At 66.0% G+C, this 17,257-nt stretch carries 17 protein-coding genes and 1 pseudogene; 11 read left to right on the top strand and 7 right to left on the bottom strand.

Annotation, left to right across the window (positions count from 1 at the left end; translation table 11 throughout):
* From G6N15_RS06360 to clpC1, 4 genes are all read left to right on the top strand, one after another.
* Entirely contained in the window at positions 1-816 is an 816-nt protein-coding gene (locus G6N15_RS06360; RefSeq protein ID WP_083088568.1) for a type III pantothenate kinase, read from the top strand.
* 68 nt (positions 817-884) lie between these two features.
* On the top strand, positions 885-2,390 hold the full coding sequence (gene lysS / locus G6N15_RS06355) for a lysine--tRNA ligase (RefSeq protein ID WP_083088567.1): 1,506 nt from the start codon (positions 885-887) through the stop codon (positions 2,388-2,390).
* Positions 2,391-2,512: 122 nt separating this feature from the next.
* Entirely contained in the window at positions 2,513-2,851 is a 339-nt protein-coding gene (lsr2, locus tag G6N15_RS06350) for a histone-like nucleoid-structuring protein Lsr2 (RefSeq protein ID WP_083088566.1), read from the top strand.
* 252 nt (positions 2,852-3,103) lie between these two features.
* Entirely contained in the window at positions 3,104-5,650 is a 2,547-nt protein-coding gene (clpC1, locus tag G6N15_RS06345; protein ID WP_083088565.1) for an ATP-dependent protease ATP-binding subunit ClpC, read from the top strand.
* A 52-nt stretch (positions 5,651-5,702) separates the two neighbouring features.
* Here the strand turns inward: clpC1 and nicT are convergent, their stop codons facing one another.
* From nicT to mhuD, 3 genes are all read right to left on the bottom strand, one after another.
* The gene (nicT, locus tag G6N15_RS06340) at positions 5,703-6,836 is read right to left on the bottom strand and encodes a Nickel transporter NicT (RefSeq protein WP_083088564.1); all 1,134 of its coding nucleotides are present in this window, start codon (positions 6,834-6,836) and stop codon (positions 5,703-5,705) included.
* 194 nt (positions 6,837-7,030) lie between these two features.
* Entirely contained in the window at positions 7,031-8,398 is a 1,368-nt protein-coding gene (locus G6N15_RS06335; RefSeq protein WP_083088563.1) for a serine hydrolase, read from the bottom strand.
* Positions 8,373-8,690 (bottom strand): mycobilin-forming heme oxygenase MhuD, encoded by a 318-nt coding sequence (gene mhuD, locus G6N15_RS06330; RefSeq protein WP_048891088.1) that lies wholly within the window; start codon positions 8,688-8,690, stop codon positions 8,373-8,375. The genes G6N15_RS06335 and mhuD overlap by 26 nt, the downstream gene beginning before the upstream one ends.
* Before the next feature lie 23 nt (positions 8,691-8,713).
* Between mhuD and G6N15_RS06325 the strand changes: the two genes are divergently transcribed.
* A complete protein-coding gene (locus G6N15_RS06325) occupies positions 8,714-9,478 on the top strand; it encodes an alpha/beta fold hydrolase (RefSeq protein ID WP_083088600.1) in 765 nt (254 codons plus the stop codon).
* Here the strand turns inward: G6N15_RS06325 and G6N15_RS06320 are convergent.
* Entirely contained in the window at positions 9,458-10,360 is a 903-nt protein-coding gene (locus G6N15_RS06320; protein WP_083088562.1) for an HhH-GPD family protein, read from the bottom strand. The two genes, G6N15_RS06325 and G6N15_RS06320, sit on opposite strands and share 21 nt — an antisense overlap.
* Between G6N15_RS06320 and G6N15_RS06315 the strand changes: the two genes are divergently transcribed.
* From G6N15_RS06315 to G6N15_RS06305, 3 genes and pseudogenes are all read left to right on the top strand, one after another.
* Positions 10,359-10,988, top strand: a complete 630-nt coding sequence (locus tag G6N15_RS06315) for a carbonic anhydrase (RefSeq protein WP_083088561.1) — start codon at positions 10,359-10,361, stop codon at positions 10,986-10,988. The two genes, G6N15_RS06320 and G6N15_RS06315, sit on opposite strands and share 2 nt — an antisense overlap.
* Positions 10,989-11,034: 46 nt before the next feature.
* Positions 11,035-11,217 (top strand): annotated as a pseudogene (locus G6N15_RS06310) (MMPL family transporter); the annotation flags it as partial.
* 20 nt (positions 11,218-11,237) lie between these two features.
* Entirely contained in the window at positions 11,238-12,050 is an 813-nt protein-coding gene (locus tag G6N15_RS06305) for a hypothetical protein (RefSeq protein WP_179961785.1), read from the top strand.
* 16 nt (positions 12,051-12,066) lie between these two features.
* Here the strand turns inward: G6N15_RS06305 and disA are convergent, their stop codons facing one another.
* The 3 genes from disA to G6N15_RS06290 all read right to left on the bottom strand — a co-directional run bounded on the left by disA (position 12,067) and on the right by G6N15_RS06290 (position 15,257).
* Positions 12,067-13,179: a DNA integrity scanning diadenylate cyclase DisA gene (gene disA / locus G6N15_RS06300; protein ID WP_083090134.1), complete on the bottom strand. Its 1,113-nt coding sequence runs from the start codon at positions 13,177-13,179 to the stop codon at positions 12,067-12,069.
* Positions 13,179-14,621 carry a DNA repair protein RadA gene (gene radA / locus G6N15_RS06295; RefSeq protein WP_083090135.1) on the bottom strand — a complete coding sequence of 481 codons (1,443 nt, stop codon included), beginning with the start codon at positions 14,619-14,621 and terminating at the stop codon, positions 13,179-13,181. The genes disA and radA overlap by 1 nt, the downstream gene beginning before the upstream one ends.
* A gap of 81 nt (positions 14,622-14,702) precedes the next feature.
* Positions 14,703-15,257: a hypothetical protein gene (locus G6N15_RS06290; RefSeq protein ID WP_163747949.1), complete on the bottom strand. Its 555-nt coding sequence runs from the start codon at positions 15,255-15,257 to the stop codon at positions 14,703-14,705.
* Between the two features lie 281 nt (positions 15,258-15,538).
* Here G6N15_RS06290 and carD point away from each other — a divergent pair, with 281 nt between their 5' ends.
* Genes carD through ispF form a run of 3 tightly spaced genes read left to right on the top strand, consistent with a single transcriptional unit; the run spans position 15,539 to position 17,202 of the window.
* Complete coding sequence (gene carD / locus G6N15_RS06285) at positions 15,539-16,027, top strand: RNA polymerase-binding transcription factor CarD (RefSeq protein WP_003921720.1); 489 nt, start codon at positions 15,539-15,541, stop codon at positions 16,025-16,027.
* Between the two features lie 18 nt (positions 16,028-16,045).
* The gene (ispD, locus tag G6N15_RS06280) at positions 16,046-16,711 is read left to right on the top strand and encodes a 2-C-methyl-D-erythritol 4-phosphate cytidylyltransferase (RefSeq protein ID WP_083085551.1); all 666 of its coding nucleotides are present in this window, start codon (positions 16,046-16,048) and stop codon (positions 16,709-16,711) included.
* On the top strand, positions 16,708-17,202 hold the full coding sequence (gene ispF / locus G6N15_RS06275; RefSeq protein ID WP_083085548.1) for a 2-C-methyl-D-erythritol 2,4-cyclodiphosphate synthase: 495 nt from the start codon (positions 16,708-16,710) through the stop codon (positions 17,200-17,202). The genes ispD and ispF overlap by 4 nt, the downstream gene beginning before the upstream one ends.
* Positions 17,203-17,257 lie beyond the last annotated feature (55 nt).

Raw genomic sequence — 17,257 nt, 5'->3', positions numbered from 1 at the left:
GTGCTCCTCGCAATCGACGTCCGAAACATGCATACCGTGGTCGGACTGATCTCCGGGTCCAAAGACCACGCACAAGTGGTGCAGCAGTGGCGGATTCGCACCGAGTCGGAGGTCACGGCCGACGAATTGGCGCTGACCATCGACGGGCTGATCGGCGAAGACTCCGAGCGGCTCACCGGCGCGGCCGGCCTGTCGACTGTTCCTTCGGTGCTTCACGAGCTGCGGATCATGCTCGACCAGTACTGGCCGTCGGTGCCCCATGTGCTGATCGAGCCTGGGGTGCGCACCGGCATCCCGCTGCTGGTCGACAACCCGAAAGAAGTCGGCGCTGACCGAATCGTTAACTGCCTGGCTGCTTTTCACAAGTTCGGAACCGCGGCGATCGTGGTCGATTTCGGGTCGTCGATCTGTGTCGACGTGGTATCGGCCAAAGGCGAGTTCCTGGGCGGCGCGATCGCTCCCGGGGTGCAGGTGTCCTCGGATGCCGCCGCCGCCCGATCCGCCGCGCTGCGCCGAGTCGAACTGGCCCGGCCACGTTCGGTGGTGGGCAAGAACACTGTCGAGTGCATGCAAGCCGGAGCGGTGTTCGGCTTCGCCGGCTTGGTCGACGGCTTGGTACAGCGCATTCGCGAAGACGTCGACGGTTTCGCCGCCGGTGAAGTCGCGGTGGTCGCGACCGGGCACACTGCGCCGCTGCTGCTGCCGGAACTGCACACCGTCGACCAGTACGACCAGCACCTGACCCTGCACGGCTTGCGGCTGGTCTTCGAACGCAACCGCGACAGCCAGCGCGGCCGCCTCAAGACGGCCCGCTAATCGGCTTGTAGTTTCTTGGCTTTGACCGCGCATCCGACGCGGCATGCGCTCCTTTAAGCTGGCACGTCGTGAACTCCGCCGACGAGGACCGTCCTCAAGACCTCCCCGAGCAGTTCCGGATCCGCCGGGACAAGCGCGCTCGGCTATTTGCGGAGGGACATGACCCTTACCCGGTCGCCGTCGAACGGACCCACACTCTGGCCCAGCTTCGGGCGGCCTATCCCGATCTGCCCGCCGACAGCGCGACCGGTGACATCGTCGGCGTCGCAGGCCGAGTGATCTTCATCCGCAACTCCGGCAAATTGTGCTTTGCGACACTGCAGGAGGGCGACGGCACAAAGCTGCAGGCAATGATCAGCTTGGGGAAGGTCGGTCAGGACGCGCTGGATGCGTGGAAGGCCAATGTCGACATCGGCGACATCGTCTACGTGCACGGGGAAGTGATCAGTTCGCGTCGCGGCGAATTGTCGGTACTTGCCGACTCTTGGCAGATGGCGTCGAAGTCGTTGCGGCCGCTGCCGGTGGCGTACAAGGAGATGAACGAAGAGTCGCGAGTGCGGCAGCGTTACGTCGACCTCATCGTGCGTCCGCAGGCGCGGGCAGTAGCGCGGCTACGGATCGCCGTCGTCCGCGCGCTGCGGGCCGGTCTGGAATCTCGCGGCTTTCTCGAGGTGGAAACGCCGATGTTGCAGACTTTGGCCGGCGGCGCTGCGGCCAGGCCTTTCGCGACCCACTCCAATGCCCTCGACATCGATCTATACCTGCGCATTGCCCCCGAACTGTTCCTGAAGCGGTGTGTCGTCGGCGGGTTCGACAAGGTGTTTGAACTAAATCGCGTGTTCCGAAACGAAGGAGCAGATTCGACTCATTCGCCTGAATTTTCCATGCTGGAGACCTACCAGGCCTATGGAACCTATGAGGATTCGGCGGTAGTCACCCGCGAGCTTATTCAACAGGTGGCCGACGAGGCGATCGGTACCAGAGAACTACCGATGCCGGACGGCAGTGTCTATGACATCGACGGAGAATGGGCATCGATACAAATGTATCCGTCGTTGTCGACCGCGCTCGGAGAAGAGATCACGCCCGACACGACAGTCGAGCACTTGCGCAGCATTGCCGAACGGCTTGGCGTTGAGATCCATCCCAGCTACGGGCACGGCAAGTTGGTCGAGGAATTGTGGGAGCACTCCGTCGGTGCAGGTCTTAGTGCGCCCACATTCGTCAAGGATTTCCCGGTCGAGACGACGCCTTTGACCCGCCAGCATCGCAGTATTGCGGGCGTCACCGAGAAGTGGGATCTCTACCTGCGCGGAATCGAACTGGCCACGGGATACTCCGAATTGATCGACCCGCTAGTGCAGCGCGAGCGGTTCGCCGCGCAGGCTCGCGCCGCGGCCGCCGGGGACGACGAAGCGATGAGCCTCGATGAGGATTTTCTCGCGGCGCTGGAGTATGCGATGCCGCCATGCACCGGAACCGGAATGGGCGTCGACCGGTTGTTGATGGCTTTGACCGGCCTGTCAATTAGGGAGACAGTTTTGTTCCCTATTGTTCGACCGCTCAGCAACTGAACCCTACGACGGCGATAACTCTTGGGATTGAATATATCGCCTTGTTATGGCAGATTAGTGCAACGGGGACACAATCAACTTGCACAGTAAGTGCTCAGGAAGATGCGGTAGAGGGTGAACTAATGGCGAAGAAAGTGACCGTCACGTTGATCGATGATTTTGACGGTGAGGCTCCCGCCGACGAAACGGTCGAATTCGGGCTCGACGGGGTGACCTATGAGATTGACCTTTCGAGTAAGAATGCGGCGAAACTGCGCAGCGACCTGAAGCAATGGGTGCAAGCCGGTCGCCGGGTCGGCGGTCGGCGACGTGGGCGCGCCAGCTCGGGCCGTGGCCGCGGCACAATCGACCGGGAGCAGAGCGCCGCGATCCGGGAATGGGCTCGCCGCAACGGGCACAACGTGTCCTCCCGAGGCCGCATCCCGGCCGACATCATCGACGCTTTCCACGCGGCGACCTGACATTGCCGCCGGCGCCGGGCTTGACCCCAGCGCCGGCACATTTTTCGCTGGTGGCGAACTGATCACCCCTTGGCGCGGGAAAGGTTTTCAGGGTTTTCCGCGTTGGTCTGTTGCGTTCGTGTTTCAAGCGTGAGACGTGCGCTCGGGTCAGTGGCGCATAGGTAGGAACCTCGGGCAGCGGCCCATTACAGTGGATGGCAGGTACGCGTGCCGACCGCTGTACCGATGGTGAGGGAGAGCAGGTAACCACCGATGTTTGAACGATTTACCGACCGAGCCCGCAGGGTCGTCGTCCTGGCGCAAGAAGAGGCCCGGATGCTCAACCACAACTACATCGGGACCGAGCACATCCTGTTGGGCCTCATCCACGAGGGCGAAGGCGTAGCCGCAAAGTCGCTGGAGTCGCTGGGAATTTCGCTGGAGGGCGTTCGCAGCCAGGTCGAGGAGATCATCGGCCAGGGCCAGCAGGCGCCGTCGGGACACATCCCGTTTACTCCGCGTGCCAAGAAGGTGCTGGAACTTTCCCTGCGCGAGGCGCTGCAGCTGGGCCACAACTACATCGGCACCGAGCACATTCTGCTCGGCCTGATCCGTGAGGGCGAAGGCGTTGCCGCGCAGGTGCTGGTCAAGCTGGGCGCCGAGTTGACCAGGGTGCGTCAGCAGGTGATTCAGCTGCTGTCCGGCTACCAGGGCAAGGAGACCGCCGAAGCGGGCACCGGTGGCCGTGGCGGCGAGTCGGGCAGCCCGTCGACGTCGTTGGTGCTCGACCAGTTCGGCCGCAACCTGACCGCGGCCGCGATTGAAGGCAAGCTCGACCCGGTCATCGGCCGCGAGAAGGAAATCGAGCGGGTCATGCAGGTATTGAGCCGGCGCACTAAGAACAACCCCGTGCTAATCGGCGAGCCGGGTGTCGGCAAGACCGCGGTCGTCGAGGGCCTGGCCCAAAAAATCGTGCACGGCGACGTTCCGGAGACGCTGAAGGACAAGCAGCTCTACACGCTGGACCTGGGTTCGCTGGTGGCCGGCTCGCGGTACCGCGGTGACTTCGAAGAGCGCCTGAAGAAGGTGCTGAAAGAGATCAACACCCGCGGCGACATCATCTTGTTCATCGACGAGCTGCACACGCTGGTCGGTGCCGGCGCCGCCGAGGGCGCGATCGACGCCGCGTCGATCCTGAAGCCCAAGCTGGCCCGCGGTGAGCTGCAGACGATCGGTGCCACCACGCTCGACGAGTACCGCAAGTACATCGAGAAGGACGCTGCGCTGGAGCGCCGCTTCCAGCCGGTGCAGGTGGGCGAGCCGACGGTCGAGCACACCATCGAGATCCTGAAGGGTCTGCGCGACCGCTACGAGGCCCACCACCGGGTGTCGATCACCGACGGTGCGATGGTGGCGGCCGCCACGCTGGCCGACCGCTACATCAACGACCGGTTCCTGCCGGACAAGGCGATCGACCTGATCGACGAGGCCGGGGCGCGGATGCGGATCCGCCGGATGACGGCTCCGCCTGACTTGCGCGAGTTCGACGAGAAGATCGCCGAGGCGCGCCGCGAGAAGGAGTCGGCGATCGACGCGCAGGACTTCGAGAAGGCCGCCGCGCTGCGCGATCGCGAGAAGCAACTGGTGGCTCAGCGCGCTGAGCGCGAAAAGCAATGGCGCTCAGGCGATCTGGATGTGGTCGCTGAGGTCGACGACGAGCAGATCGCCGAGGTGCTGGGTAACTGGACCGGCATCCCGGTGTTCAAGCTGACCGAGGCCGAGACCACCCGGCTGCTGCGCATGGAAGAGGAGCTGCACAAGCGGATCATCGGCCAGGAGGACGCGGTAAAGGCCGTCTCCAAGGCGATCCGCCGCACCCGCGCCGGGTTGAAGGACCCCAAGCGCCCGTCCGGTTCGTTCATCTTCGCCGGCCCGTCCGGTGTGGGTAAGACCGAGTTGTCCAAGGCGCTGGCGGAGTTCTTGTTCGGCGACGACGACGCGCTCATCCAGATCGACATGGGCGAGTTCCACGACCGGTTCACCGCGTCGCGGTTGTTCGGCGCCCCGCCCGGATACGTCGGCTACGAGGAGGGCGGCCAGCTCACCGAGAAGGTGCGGCGCAAGCCGTTCTCGGTGGTGTTGTTCGACGAGATCGAAAAGGCGCACCAGGAGATCTACAACAGCCTGTTGCAGGTGCTCGAGGATGGCCGGCTCACCGACGGGCAGGGCCGCACGGTGGACTTCAAGAACACCGTGCTGATCTTCACGTCCAACCTCGGTACCGCCGACATCTCCAAGGCGGTCGGCCTCGGCTTCTCCCCAGGCGGTGGTGAGAACAACTACGAGCGGATGAAGCAGAAGGTCAACGACGAGCTCAAGAAGCACTTCCGCCCTGAGTTCCTCAACCGCATCGACGACATCATCGTGTTCCACCAGCTGACCCGCGAGGAGATCATCCGGATGGTCGAGCTGATGATCGGGCGGGTGGAAAAGCAGCTGAAGAGCAAGGACATGTCGCTGGTGCTGACCGATAAGGCCAAGGCGCTGCTGGCCAAACGCGGCTTCGATCCGGTGCTGGGCGCCCGTCCGCTGCGGCGCACCATCCAGCGTGAGATCGAGGATGCGCTCTCCGAGAAGATCCTCTTCGAGGAGGTCGGTCCGGGCCAGCTCGTCACCGTCGACGTGGACAACTGGGACGGTGAGGGTCCCGGCGAGGATGCGGTGTTCACGTTCACCGGCACACCCAAGCCGGCAACGCCGCCCGAGCCGGATCTGGCCAAGGCCGGTGCCCACAGTGCCGGCGGCCCGACCCAGCAGTAGGGTCTGGCGACCAGACGTAAAAGCCCCCGCACGCGCGGCGTGTCGGGGGCTTTTACGTCTGCTCGTCCGCTGGCTGCCAGCGTTGTTCGATGTTGGCCAGCTTCCAGTAGGCGATGGCGCCAAGCCACGTGACGGCGAACAGGCCGACGACCGCCAGGCCGGCATTGTTCAAGTCGATCGAGCTGATCCAATTGGTGACCGGATCCACCCACCGCAGATCGTCGTGCAATATCGACACCAGCTCGATCGACCCGATCAACAACGCGACCGCGATCGATAGCGCGGTGATGGTGAAGTTGTAGTAGACCTTGCGGACCGGCTGCATAAAGGCCCAGTCGTAGGCCGCTGTCATGAGCAAGCCGTCCAGCGTGTCCATCAGACTCATCCCGGCCGCGAACAGTACCGGCAGCGTCAGCACCGCGTACCACGGCAGCCCTGTCGCAGCGCCGGTACCGGCGAGGGCCAGCAGCGCGACTTCGGTGGCGGTGTCGAAGCCAAGGCCGAACAGCATGCCGACCGGATAGATCTGCACCGGGCGTGTGATGCGGTTCATGATCGGCCGGAGCAGACGTGCCAGAAATCCGCGGTCATCGAGCGCCGCTTGGAGTTCCTCCTCGGAGTAGGAGCCGCACCGCAGTTTGGTGAACGCACGGGTTATCCCGACCAGCGCGACGATGTTGATGACCGCGATGAGGTACAGAAACAGGCCGGACGCCGTGGCCCTGGCGATGTCGAGCGCATGTCGGGCCGGGGAGTCCTCATCGGCCAGCGTGCCTACTGCACGAGCACCGACGACGACCAGCACGGCCATGATCAACACGATGGTGGAATGGCCCATGGCAAACCAGAATCCAACCGATTTCGGTTTGGCGCGGGCATCACCATCTGATATGAGCTTTCGCGTGGTGTTGTCGATGGCGGCGATGTGGTCTGCGTCGAACGCATGCCGTAGGCCGAACAGATAAGCGGTGAAGCCCAGTCCGACACCGAAGGTCTCGGTTCCGACGCGGTAGCGGTGCGGCGCGATGCCCAGCACCAACGTCGCGAAGCCTGCGGCGTGCATCAGCGCGATCACACCGAACAGCACGGCGATCCCGATGCGGTCACGGCGGTCCCAGGTCGACGTCACGGTGCGGATACGTCCGCGAAAACCAGCCGGCTCAGCAGACGAATGCCCTACAGACATCGACGTGACCGCCTTCCGGGATTGCGCGTCCCATCTGCGATGTGTGCACGGGAAGGTCTGGCTTCCAACGCCGAAACGCTGGTCACAGTGGCGCGACCGCACCGGAATATGCACCGGTTTCCTCGCCGTTCACACGGTTACCGCGACTGAGGCTATATCGCCAGGACAGTCGCGGCGAAGCTGGGTCCACGGTTTTAGCGTTGTGCAACCAGCAGCGCGAAGGCCTGCTTGGCGATCTTCAGCATCCAGCCGGTCACCGTGGGACCGTGGTCACGCGGCCAGTTCAGCTGAAAGCTCACCACCCACGGCTGCCCGGTCTTGTCGACGGCATACCAGCTGAACGTCAGATCACCAGGCAGGCCACCGGCTTTGGCTCCGACGTACGGCCACTTATGCGGGTCGAGATCGATACCAGGGGCAGCTGCCAAGATCTGCCTGACGAGTGCGGCCTTGCCGACAGCGGCGGCTTGAAGTGCCGTGTGCACTCGACAGATATCTTCGGCGTTGCCGTACCATTCCGCGCCGTAACCTGAGGCCGGGGTGTGAGCGCGGTTCGGATCCGGTTGGTAGACACGAGAATTCGCCTGCTGCAGCAGTTGTGCGCGCACTTGGGGAGTAGCCTGCTTCCACTGCCGGCGCAGATCCGGCTTGCCCCAGCCGACCGAGAACAGTTCATACATCGTCGGGAACGGTGTCATTGCGGCCGGATCGTGATGGCCGGCGTCGGCCAGCGCTTTTTCGACAGCGTGGGTGCCGACTTTCCCGATCAGCATGTCGGTGGCCATGTTGTCGCTGGTCGCGATCATCTTCTCGGCGGCCTTGCGCACCGAAACCTGTGCTCCCACCGGCAGTTCCAATCCCGACGATCCGACCGCCTTGCCTTTTTCGGTGACGGTCATCTGGTCATCCCAGGACACCGTTCCGGCCTTGACCGCCTCGGCCACGGCGTAGAGCACGTACAACTTGAATATCGACGCCAGTGGTAGGGATTGCGTGGTGTTGGTGCCGGCTATCCGCTCACAGCGGCCGTCGTTGACTTTGGCGGCCTGGTAGGAGTACCGGGCCCCGCTCTTGCTCAACGTCGCATCGATGTCACGCCACGAGGAGATCGTCGGAGTCTGCGTCACCACATTGAAGCGGTCAACCAGGGTGGCGTCATTGGTGTGTATCTCGATGTTCTGTCGCGCGCCGTACGAGCTGACCAGATGCAGTGTGGCCGCACCGGCAGTGATGTCGACGCCGTCGACCTTGAACGGGCGATCCCACCACAACGACTCCATGCTGCTCTCGACAGAGTCCACCATGTCGGGTGCGGCGAGGGTACGAACCCCGACCGGACCGATGGGCCAGTCCGAGTTGAGCATGTCCACCGTTTGCTGCGCGCGCATACCGGGCGGGGTCCTGATATCGATGCGAACTCCGGCGTCCGCGGCGTTCGCTCGCGGAGCGGGAGGCGGGGTACATCCGGGGGCCAAAGCGGCGACTAGCACAGCCGCGGCGCTCACCGCCGCGACGCGGTGCCTCGCTCGGCTGGCGCTACGCCGTCGGGCGGTTTGCGGCAACGTCTAGCACAACCTCGAATTCCAGCAGTGACGCGCCGGTTGCTACCGGGTTTGCCCGGTGGCCGGCATGTGCTTCGATGGCGGGCCCCGTCGCCCACGCCTGGAAGGCCTCGTCGGATTCCCAATGGGTCACCACGAAATAGCGGTCTTCCCCCTTGACCGGACGCAGTAGCTGGAAGCCGAGGAAGCCCGGTTGGTTCTCCACTGCGTGCGCGCGGTGCGCGAACCGCTTCTCCAGTTCGGGGCCCGCGTTCGGGGGCACCTCGATTGCGTTGATCTTCACCACTGGCATGCCGCTAGGCTACCGTGCCCGACGTGCCGACCGACCTGCTGACCCGCCACTGCGGACACGGCCCACCCGTGGTTCTGGTGCACGGCTTGATGGGCCGGGGCAGCACCTGGTCGCGACAGCTACCGTGGCTGACCCGGCTCGGCACCGTCTATACCTACGACGCGCCGTGGCACCGCGGCCGCGACGTCGCCGACCCCTACCCGATTAGCACCGAACGCTTCGTGGCCGAGCTACGCGACGCAGTAGCCGCATTAGGAGCGCCCGCGCGGCTGATCGGGCACTCGATGGGCGCACTGCACTCGTGGTGTCTGGCGGCAGAAGATCCCGAAATGGTTTCGGCGTTGGTAGTGGAGGACATGGCCCCCGATTTCCGTGGCCGCACCACCGGGCCGTGGGAGCCGTGGCTGCATGCCCTTCCCGTCGAATTCGACACTGCTGAAAAGGTATCCGCGGAATTCGGGCCCGTCGCCGGGCAGTACTTCCTGGACGCTTTCGACCGGACCGCGACCGGTTGGCGCCTGCACGGCCACGTCGAACGCTGGATCGAGATCGCCGCCGAATGGGGCACCCGCGACTACTGGGAACAGTGGCAGGCGGTGCGCGCGCCGGCGCTGCTGATCGAGGCAGGTGACTCCGTCACGCCGCCGGGCCAGATGCGGAAGATGCACGAAACCGGTTACTGCACAAGGTATTTGCATGTACCGCAAGCGGGCCACCTGGTGCATGACGAGGCGCCGCAGGTGTACCGGCAGGCGGTCGAGTCGTTCTTAATGGGCGTCACCCACTAACGCATACCGGCCGTCGGCGGTTCGCGTGACCAGCCCGTCGGCGAGCAGCGAATCCAGGGCGCGCTCACGCTGCTGGATGTCGCTCAACCACGCCACGTCCAGCTCGGCCTTGGCGACAGGACAATCCTTGCCGCGCAATACGTCGAGCAGGCATCCGCGAACCTGACGGTCGGTTCCCGCGTAGGTTTGCACCTTCCGTCCCGGCCCGAGGGCGGGTGGATAGCCGGCTCGCCGCCATGCGCACTCGGTGAGCGGACACAACCCGCAGCGCGGGCTGCGTGCGGTGCACACCGTGGCCCCCAACTCCATCAGCGCCGCCGAAAACCGATGTGCCCGTTCGTCATCGGGCAGCAGCGCCGCCACGTCGGCGTGATCGCGGACCCCGGACGATGAAACGGCGTCGGCACGCCCGTGCACCGCGCGCGCAACCACCCGGCGCACATTGGTGTCCACCACCGGCACCGGCTGACGGTAGGCGAAGCACGCCACCGCCCGCGCGGTATAGCCGCCCACACCGGGCAGTGCCAGCAGCGTGTCGACATCGTGAGGAACCACGTCGTCGTGGTCGCGGGCGATCACGGTGGCGCACTCGTGCAGTCGCTTGGCGCGGCGCGGGTAGCCCAGCTTCCCCCAGGCGCGCAGCAGGTCAGCCGGGCTGGCCGCCGCGGTCGCCGAGGGGGTGGGCCAGCGTGCCACCCAGTCCTGCCAGACCGGCACGACCCGGGCCACCGGCGTCTGCTGCAGCATGAACTCGCTGACCAGGATCTGCCACGGGGTGACATCCGGTCGCCGCCAAGGCAGGTCGCGCCTCGCCCCCTCGTACCAGCCGAGCAGTTCGGTCGGCGGGATGTTCATCGGCGGGTACGGCAGAATATGCGCCATGCCCAATACCAATCCCGTAGCCGCGTGGAAGGCACTCAAGGAGGGTAACGAGCGATTCGTCGCCGGCAAGCCCCAACACCCCAGCCAGAGCGCCGAGCACCGGGCCAGCCTCGCCGCCGGGCAGAGCCCCACCGCCGTGGTGTTCGGCTGCGGCGACAGTCGGGTAGCCGCCGAGATCATCTTCGACCAGGGTCTCGGTGACACGTTCGTGGTGCGCACCGCGGGCCACGTCATCGACTCCGCCGTGCTGGGCTCGATCGAGTACGCGGTGTCGGTGCTCAACGTTCCGCTGATCGTCGTCCTGGGCCACGATAGCTGTGGCGCCGTCAAGGCCACCCTCGCAGCGCTCGACGACGGCGCGGTACCCAATGGCTATGTCCGGGATTTGGTGGAGCGGGTGACGCCGTCGATCCTGCTTGGGCGTCGCGACGGGCTGACATCGGTGGACGACTTCGAGGCACGCCATGTCCGCGAGACAGCCGCGCAGCTTCTGGCCCGTTCCACTGCCATCGCCGAGCGGGTGACTGCCGGCACGCTGGCAATCGCCTGCGTCACCTACCGGCTGGCCGAGGGCTGGGCGGTGCTGCGGGATCACATCGGCAATATCGGTGAGGAGCCGCAGGGCTGAGCGCTCAATCGCGGCGTGAGCGACCTCTGACGTCGCGGCGACCGGCCTCACCATCGGGGTGGGCTTGTTGCTGGACACGTTGATCGTCCGGACATTTTTGATGCCCTCAATGGTGGCGTTGCTTGGGCGCTGGTTCTGGTGGCCGCGGCGTATTACCACACCACGGGCCCGGCCGGTCGCGGTTGTTAGCACAGCGACACGCCGAGTGCGGTCGCTCGCATCAGCGTGACCTGGGCTTACGGTGTGAATGTGCTGGATCTAGAGCCGCATGGCCCGCTACCGCCAGAAATTTACTGGCGACGCAGGGGACTGGCGCTGGGCATTGCGGTCGTCGTGATCGGGATCGTGGTCGCGATCGTCGTCGCTGTGATGAGCAGCAGTGCCGGCGCCAACACCACCGCGTCCGAAAAGCCGACCGCCGCGCCGCCTGCAAAGTCCCCGATCGTGCAGCCTCAAAGCCAGCCACCGGCTGCGCCGCCGCCAGCCCCGAACGCGGGCGCGCCTGAGACGCCGACCGCTGCGGTGCAGCCGCCGCCGGTGCTCAAGGAGGGCGACGACTGCCCCGACTCGACGCTGGCCGTCAAAGGCCTGACCAACCAACCCCAGTACGTGATCGGCGACCAGCCGAAATTCACCATGGTCGTCACCAACATCGGGTTGGTGTCCTGCAAGCGCGATGTGGGAGCCGCGGTGCTGGCGGCCTACGTCTACTCGTTGGACGGCAAGCGGCTGTGGTCGAACCTCGACTGTGCACCGTCGAACGAGACGCTGGTCAAGACGTTCGCGCCCGGCGAGCAGGTGACCACCGCGGTGACTTGGACGGGCATGGGCTCCGCTCCGCATTGCCCACTGCCGCGGCCACCGATCGGACCCGGTACGTACAACCTCGTCGTGCAGCTGGGCAACCTGCGCTCGGCTCCGGTTCCGTTCATCTTGGCTCAGCCACCGGCGCCAGGTGCCCCGCCGCCCGGTGCCGCTCCGCCCCTAGGCGGCCCGCCGCCCGCCGCGCCCCCGCAGGCTGGCCCCGCGCCTGCGGCGCCACCCCCGCCGCCCGCCAACTGAGCTCGCGCTGGGCGCTTCAGCTGAGCGGATCGGCGATGGTCGACTCGGCCAATTGCGACAGGCCTTCGCGGACATGACGCGCCCACATCGCGCCGATCCCGTCCACTGACTGCAGATCTATAGCGCTGGCGGCCAGCAGGTCCTGCAGCGAACCGAACGTGCGAACCAGCAGATCGACGTGCGCGAACTGCAGACGCGGGATACCGGCCATCGCGCGGTAGCCGCGTGCGCTCATCGCCGAGTCCTGCGCCTCGGCTGTCGACGGGTAACCGAAAACCTTTGCCAGCACGGTGAAGTCAAGCAGCTCGGTGTCCGAGAGAGCGTCCAGCTCGTCGAGGGTGGCGGCCACCTGAGCCTTCGACGGCGGTTCGGGGTTGGCGTGATAGTCGCGCACGATGAGCTCTCGCGAGGTGTCGTTGCCGCCCAGCAATTCCTCGAGCTGCAACCGCAATTGACGCCCGTCGGTGCCCAGCTCGACCGCGTCGTTCTCGATCACCAAACCGATCCGGCGCACCAACTCCAGCCGTTGCACCACCGTCATGACGTCGCGCAGCGTTACGAAGTCCTCGATCTCGGCCCGCGACAGCTGCCTGCTGACCTCGTCGAGCCGGGCCTTGTACCGTTCCAGGGTCGCGATGGCCTGGTTGGCGCGGGACAGGATGGTGGCCGAGTCGGCCAACACGTGACGCTCCCCGCCGACATAGACCGTGACGATGTTCATCGAGTGGCTGACCGAGATCACCGGGTAGCCGGTCTGGATCGCGGCCCGCTCCGCGGAGCGGTGCCGGGTGCCGGATTCGTCGGTGGGTATCGACGGGTCGGGCACCAGTTGGACGTTGGCACGCACGATGCGACCACCGTCGGTGGACAGCACGACCGCGCCGTCCATCTTCGACAGTTCCCGCAGTCGAGTCGGCGCGTAGCGCACATCGAGGGAGAAGCCGCCGTCGCAGATGGCCTCGACGCTGTCGTCATAACCCAACACGATCAGCGCGCCCGTGCGGCCGCGCAGAATGCGCTCCAACCCGTCCCGTAACCCAGTGCCCGGCGCCAGGCGGCTGACAGCCTCACGCAGCGTGGGACGCGGTACCGGCGTGCTGCCGTTCCTGGTGAGTTCGCCCGGATTCATCACCACTCATTGTGCTCTGCGGCCGGATCGCCCGGAGGCAGGTCCAGCTGATGCAGCGGCTCGGGCGTGTCACGGCGGTACTCGGCGATATCGACCATGTGGTGCAACGCTGCGACGATGGTGGGCGCCTCCAGCGCATGCAGCCCCTTCGGCGTCGCGCCACATCCGGGCGGGATCAGCGCTGTGGTGAACCCCTGCCGGACGGCTTCAGCAAGGCGCCGTTCCATCCCGGCGACCCGGCGCAGGTCACCCGCCAGACCCACCTCACCGACGACCACCGCGGTGGTGGGCAGCGGCAGATTGGCATAGGCGGACGCCAGCGCGATCGCCACCGCGAGATCCGACGACGGGTCGGTCAGCCGCATGCCCCCGACAGTCGACAAAAAGATGTCGCTGACGGCGAGCGGTAGCCGGGCGTGCGTTTGCAGCACCGCGGTGATCATTGCGGCCCGGGCATGGTCGATGCCGCTGACCGCCCGCCGCGGTGACCCGCCCGATGGTGGGGCCAGCAACGCCTGCACCTCGCCGATCAGGGGCCGCTTTCCGTCCAGCGCGACCGTGATCGCCGTGCCCGGCACGGGCTCGCAGCGCTGGTCCAGAAATAGGCCGGACGGGTCGTTCACACCTTCAATGCCTTTGTCCTCCAAAAGGAAACAACCAACCTCGTCGGTGGCGCCGAACCGGTTTTTGACTCCACGCACAATGCGCAAGGCGGAATTGCGGTCGCCTTCGAAATGCAGCACCACGTCGACGAGATGCTCGAGGGACCGCGGCCCGGCGATGGCGCCGTCCTTGGTGACATGGCCGACGAGCATCAGGGCGACTCCGGCGGACTTAGCGGCGGCGGTCAGCGCGGCGGTGACCGCGCGCACCTGGGTAACCCCGCCGGCCGCGCCGTCGGCCTCGCTGGTCGACAGCGTCTGGACCGAGTCCACGACAACCAATGTGGGCGCTACGACATCGATGTGGCCCAGCACCGCGTGCAGGTCGGACTCTGCAGCCAGATAGACCTGGTTGTGGCTGCAACCCGTGCGGTCTGCTCTCATCCGGATCTGACCGGCGGATTCCTCACCGGAGACGTACAACGCCCGCCGCCCCGACTGCGCCCAGCGGTGGGCGACCGTGAGCAGCAGCGTCGACTTGCCCACCCCGGGATCGCCCGCCAGCAGCGTCACCGAATCGGGCACCACGCCGCCGCCGAGCACCCGATCGAGTTCGCCGACCCCGGTAGGGCAGTGCCGGGTGTGGTGCGGCTCGATGGCGCTGATCGGGACAGCGCGCGAAATCGGCGCTGACGAGCGACGCGCAGCGCCGCCGACCGCGCTAAGCAGTGCAACTTCGTCGACGCTGCCCCAGCTACCGCATTCCAGGCAGCGACCCACCCACTTGGCGGTGACATGGTGGCATTCCGAGCAGCGGTACTGCGAACGCGCCTTGGTCACGCCGTGACCGTATAGGGCAGGTATGACAATCCCGGGTCTGCGAACGGTTCAGCCAGGTCCGCAGCGTCGCCGAGCCGGCGGTTACGGGTGTTGCGCCGGGGCCGGGGGATTCTCCGATGGGGGCGGGCCGCCTGCAATCGGGACCGTCACCTTCACGCTTCCGGCCTTCTCGAAATCGAAGGTGAACTTGTAGTTGAGGCCGCTGGAAATGGGCTTGGCCAGCGCCACGGTCGCCTTGGCGGTGCCCGCGGGCTCCACAGCATCCAGAGCCTTGACGGCCTGGCCGTCAGGCGTGCCGACCAGCAGTTTGCCGCCGGCGGGCAACCGAGTGTCACCCGTAAGGGCCACCGTGCCGATGTCGGTCGTGATGCCGACCAACCTGTCGCTGACATCCGGCGACTGGTTGGTTGCGACGAACACCAGCGGCACCGTTTGGCCGGGCCGCAGGAAGTCGCCGGTCTGCGCCGCGCTGAGGTAGACGTTGCGCAGCGCTACGTACTTGAGGTCACCTTGGCCGCCGTTGACGGCGGACTGCTCTTCTGAAGTCTGTGCGATCTGGCCGCTGCTGCAGCCGGCGAGAGCGGCAGCGGCGATCAGCCCAGCAGCGACCAGCACGGCGGTCTTGAAGCGGTTCACTGGAAAGCCTCCCGTTCGGCCGGCGCGGTTCGACTATGCACAGTAGTAGCACGGTCTGCCCCGCGGTAGCGCAGGGCAACGCAGGCGCATGCGAGCAGCCCAGCTGCGCCGACCAGCCCAGCACCGGTTCGGGGTGGGTTTGCCGAGAAGCCGTCTGCTTGCACGATTTTGGCGATCTGTCAAGCCCCACTTCTCACCTGCGGTGCCCCTGACCTGCACCGTTGTTCCGCGCGCGTCGGAGGCACGTGTTAGCATGAAGTAACGAAAGGGGCTCGAATCAGATGATTTTTAAGGTCGGAGACACCGTTGTCTATCCACACCACGGTGCTGCGTTGATCGAGGCGATTGAAACCCGAACCATCAAAGGGGAACAAAAGGAATATCTCGTCTTGAAGGTGGCGCAGGGAGACCTCACGGTTCGGGTGCCCGCCGAGAATGCCGAATACGTCGGCGTCCGCGATGTGGTCGGGCAGGAGGGCCTCGACAAGGTTTTCCAGGTGCTACGCGCCCCCCACACCGAGGAGCCGACGAACTGGTCGCGCCGCTACAAGGCCAATCTGGAGAAACTCGCCTCCGGCGATGTCAACAAGGTCGCCGAGGTGGTGCGCGACCTTTGGCGCCGCGACCAAGAGCGCGGTCTTTCGGCCGGCGAAAAGCGCATGCTCGCCAAGGCGCGGCAAATTCTGGTCGGTGAACTGGCCCTGGCCGAGAACACCGACGACGCCAAGGCGGAGACCATTCTGGACGAGGTGCTGGCCGCCGCCTCCTAAACGTCCCCGAGGGCAGCGGTGACGGGCACGGTAGTCGCGGTGGTCCCCGCTGCGGGTGCGGGGGAGCGGCTAGCCGCCGGTGTCCCGAAGGCTTTCTTTCACCTTGACGGGCGCACTTTGGTGGAGCGGGCTGTGGTCGGCTTGCTTGAGTCCGAGGTCGTCGACCGAGTGGTGGTGGCGGTGCCACCCGACCGCACCGACCAGGGCAAATTGATCTTGGCCCACCTGGCCACCGTCGTGGCCGGAGGCGCTAACCGCAGTCAATCGGTGAACATGGCGCTGGCTGCCGCCGGTGAGCCGGATTATGTCCTCGTGCACGACGCCGCCCGGGCGCTGACACCGCCGGAGCTGGTGGTGCGGGTGGTCGAGGCGTTGCGTGCCGGTCATCCCGCGGTCGTGCCCGCATTGCCGGTGTCGGACACGATCAAAGCCGTCGACGCCAACGGGGTGGTGCTGGGAACGCCGGAGCGAGCCGGCCTGCGGGCGGTCCAGACCCCACAGGGGTTCGCTACCGAGCTGCTGTTGCGCGCCTACGAACATGCGGAGTCGGGCGACTTCACCGACGACGCCTCTGTCGTCGAACACGTCGGCGCGCAGGTGCAGGTCGTCGACGGTGACCCGCTGGCGTTCAAGATCACCACCCGCCTGGACCTGTTGCTGGCCCAAGCGATCGTGAACCAGTGAACAGGCCACCGCGAATCGGGTTGGGTACCGATGTGCATCCGATTGAGCGGGGACGGCCATGTTGGCTGCTCGGGCTGCTGTTTCCCGACGACGACGGCTGCGCCGGGCATTCCGACGGCGACGTCGCCGCGCATGCGCTCTGTGACGCTTTGCTGTCGGCGGCCGGCCTGGGCGATATCGGTGAAGTGTTCGGAGTCGATGACCCGCGCTGGCGCGGTGTCAGCGGTGCCGGCATGCTCGGCCACGTCCGCGACCTGCTCACGGCCAACGGCTATCGGGTCGGCAACGCCGCCGTCCAGGTGATCGGCAACCGACCCAAGGTCGGGCCCCGGCGTGCCGAGGCTCAGCAGCTGCTGTCCGGGCTGCTGGGTGCGCCGGTGTCGGTGTCGGCCACCACCACCGACGGACTTGGCCTGACCGGGCGCGGGGAAGGGCTGGCGGCCATCGCCACCGCGCTGGTGGTTGAGGCTTCCGGGCGAGCAGACGCATAATCCCCCGTTTCATGAGCAAAAGGCGGCCCTTTGCGTCTGGTGGCGCGGGCGTGTC

Source organism: Mycobacterium noviomagense, assembly GCF_010731635.1.
Taxonomy (GTDB): domain Bacteria; phylum Actinomycetota; class Actinomycetes; order Mycobacteriales; family Mycobacteriaceae; genus Mycobacterium; species Mycobacterium noviomagense.
This window is presented reverse-complemented; position numbering and strand designations above follow the sequence as displayed.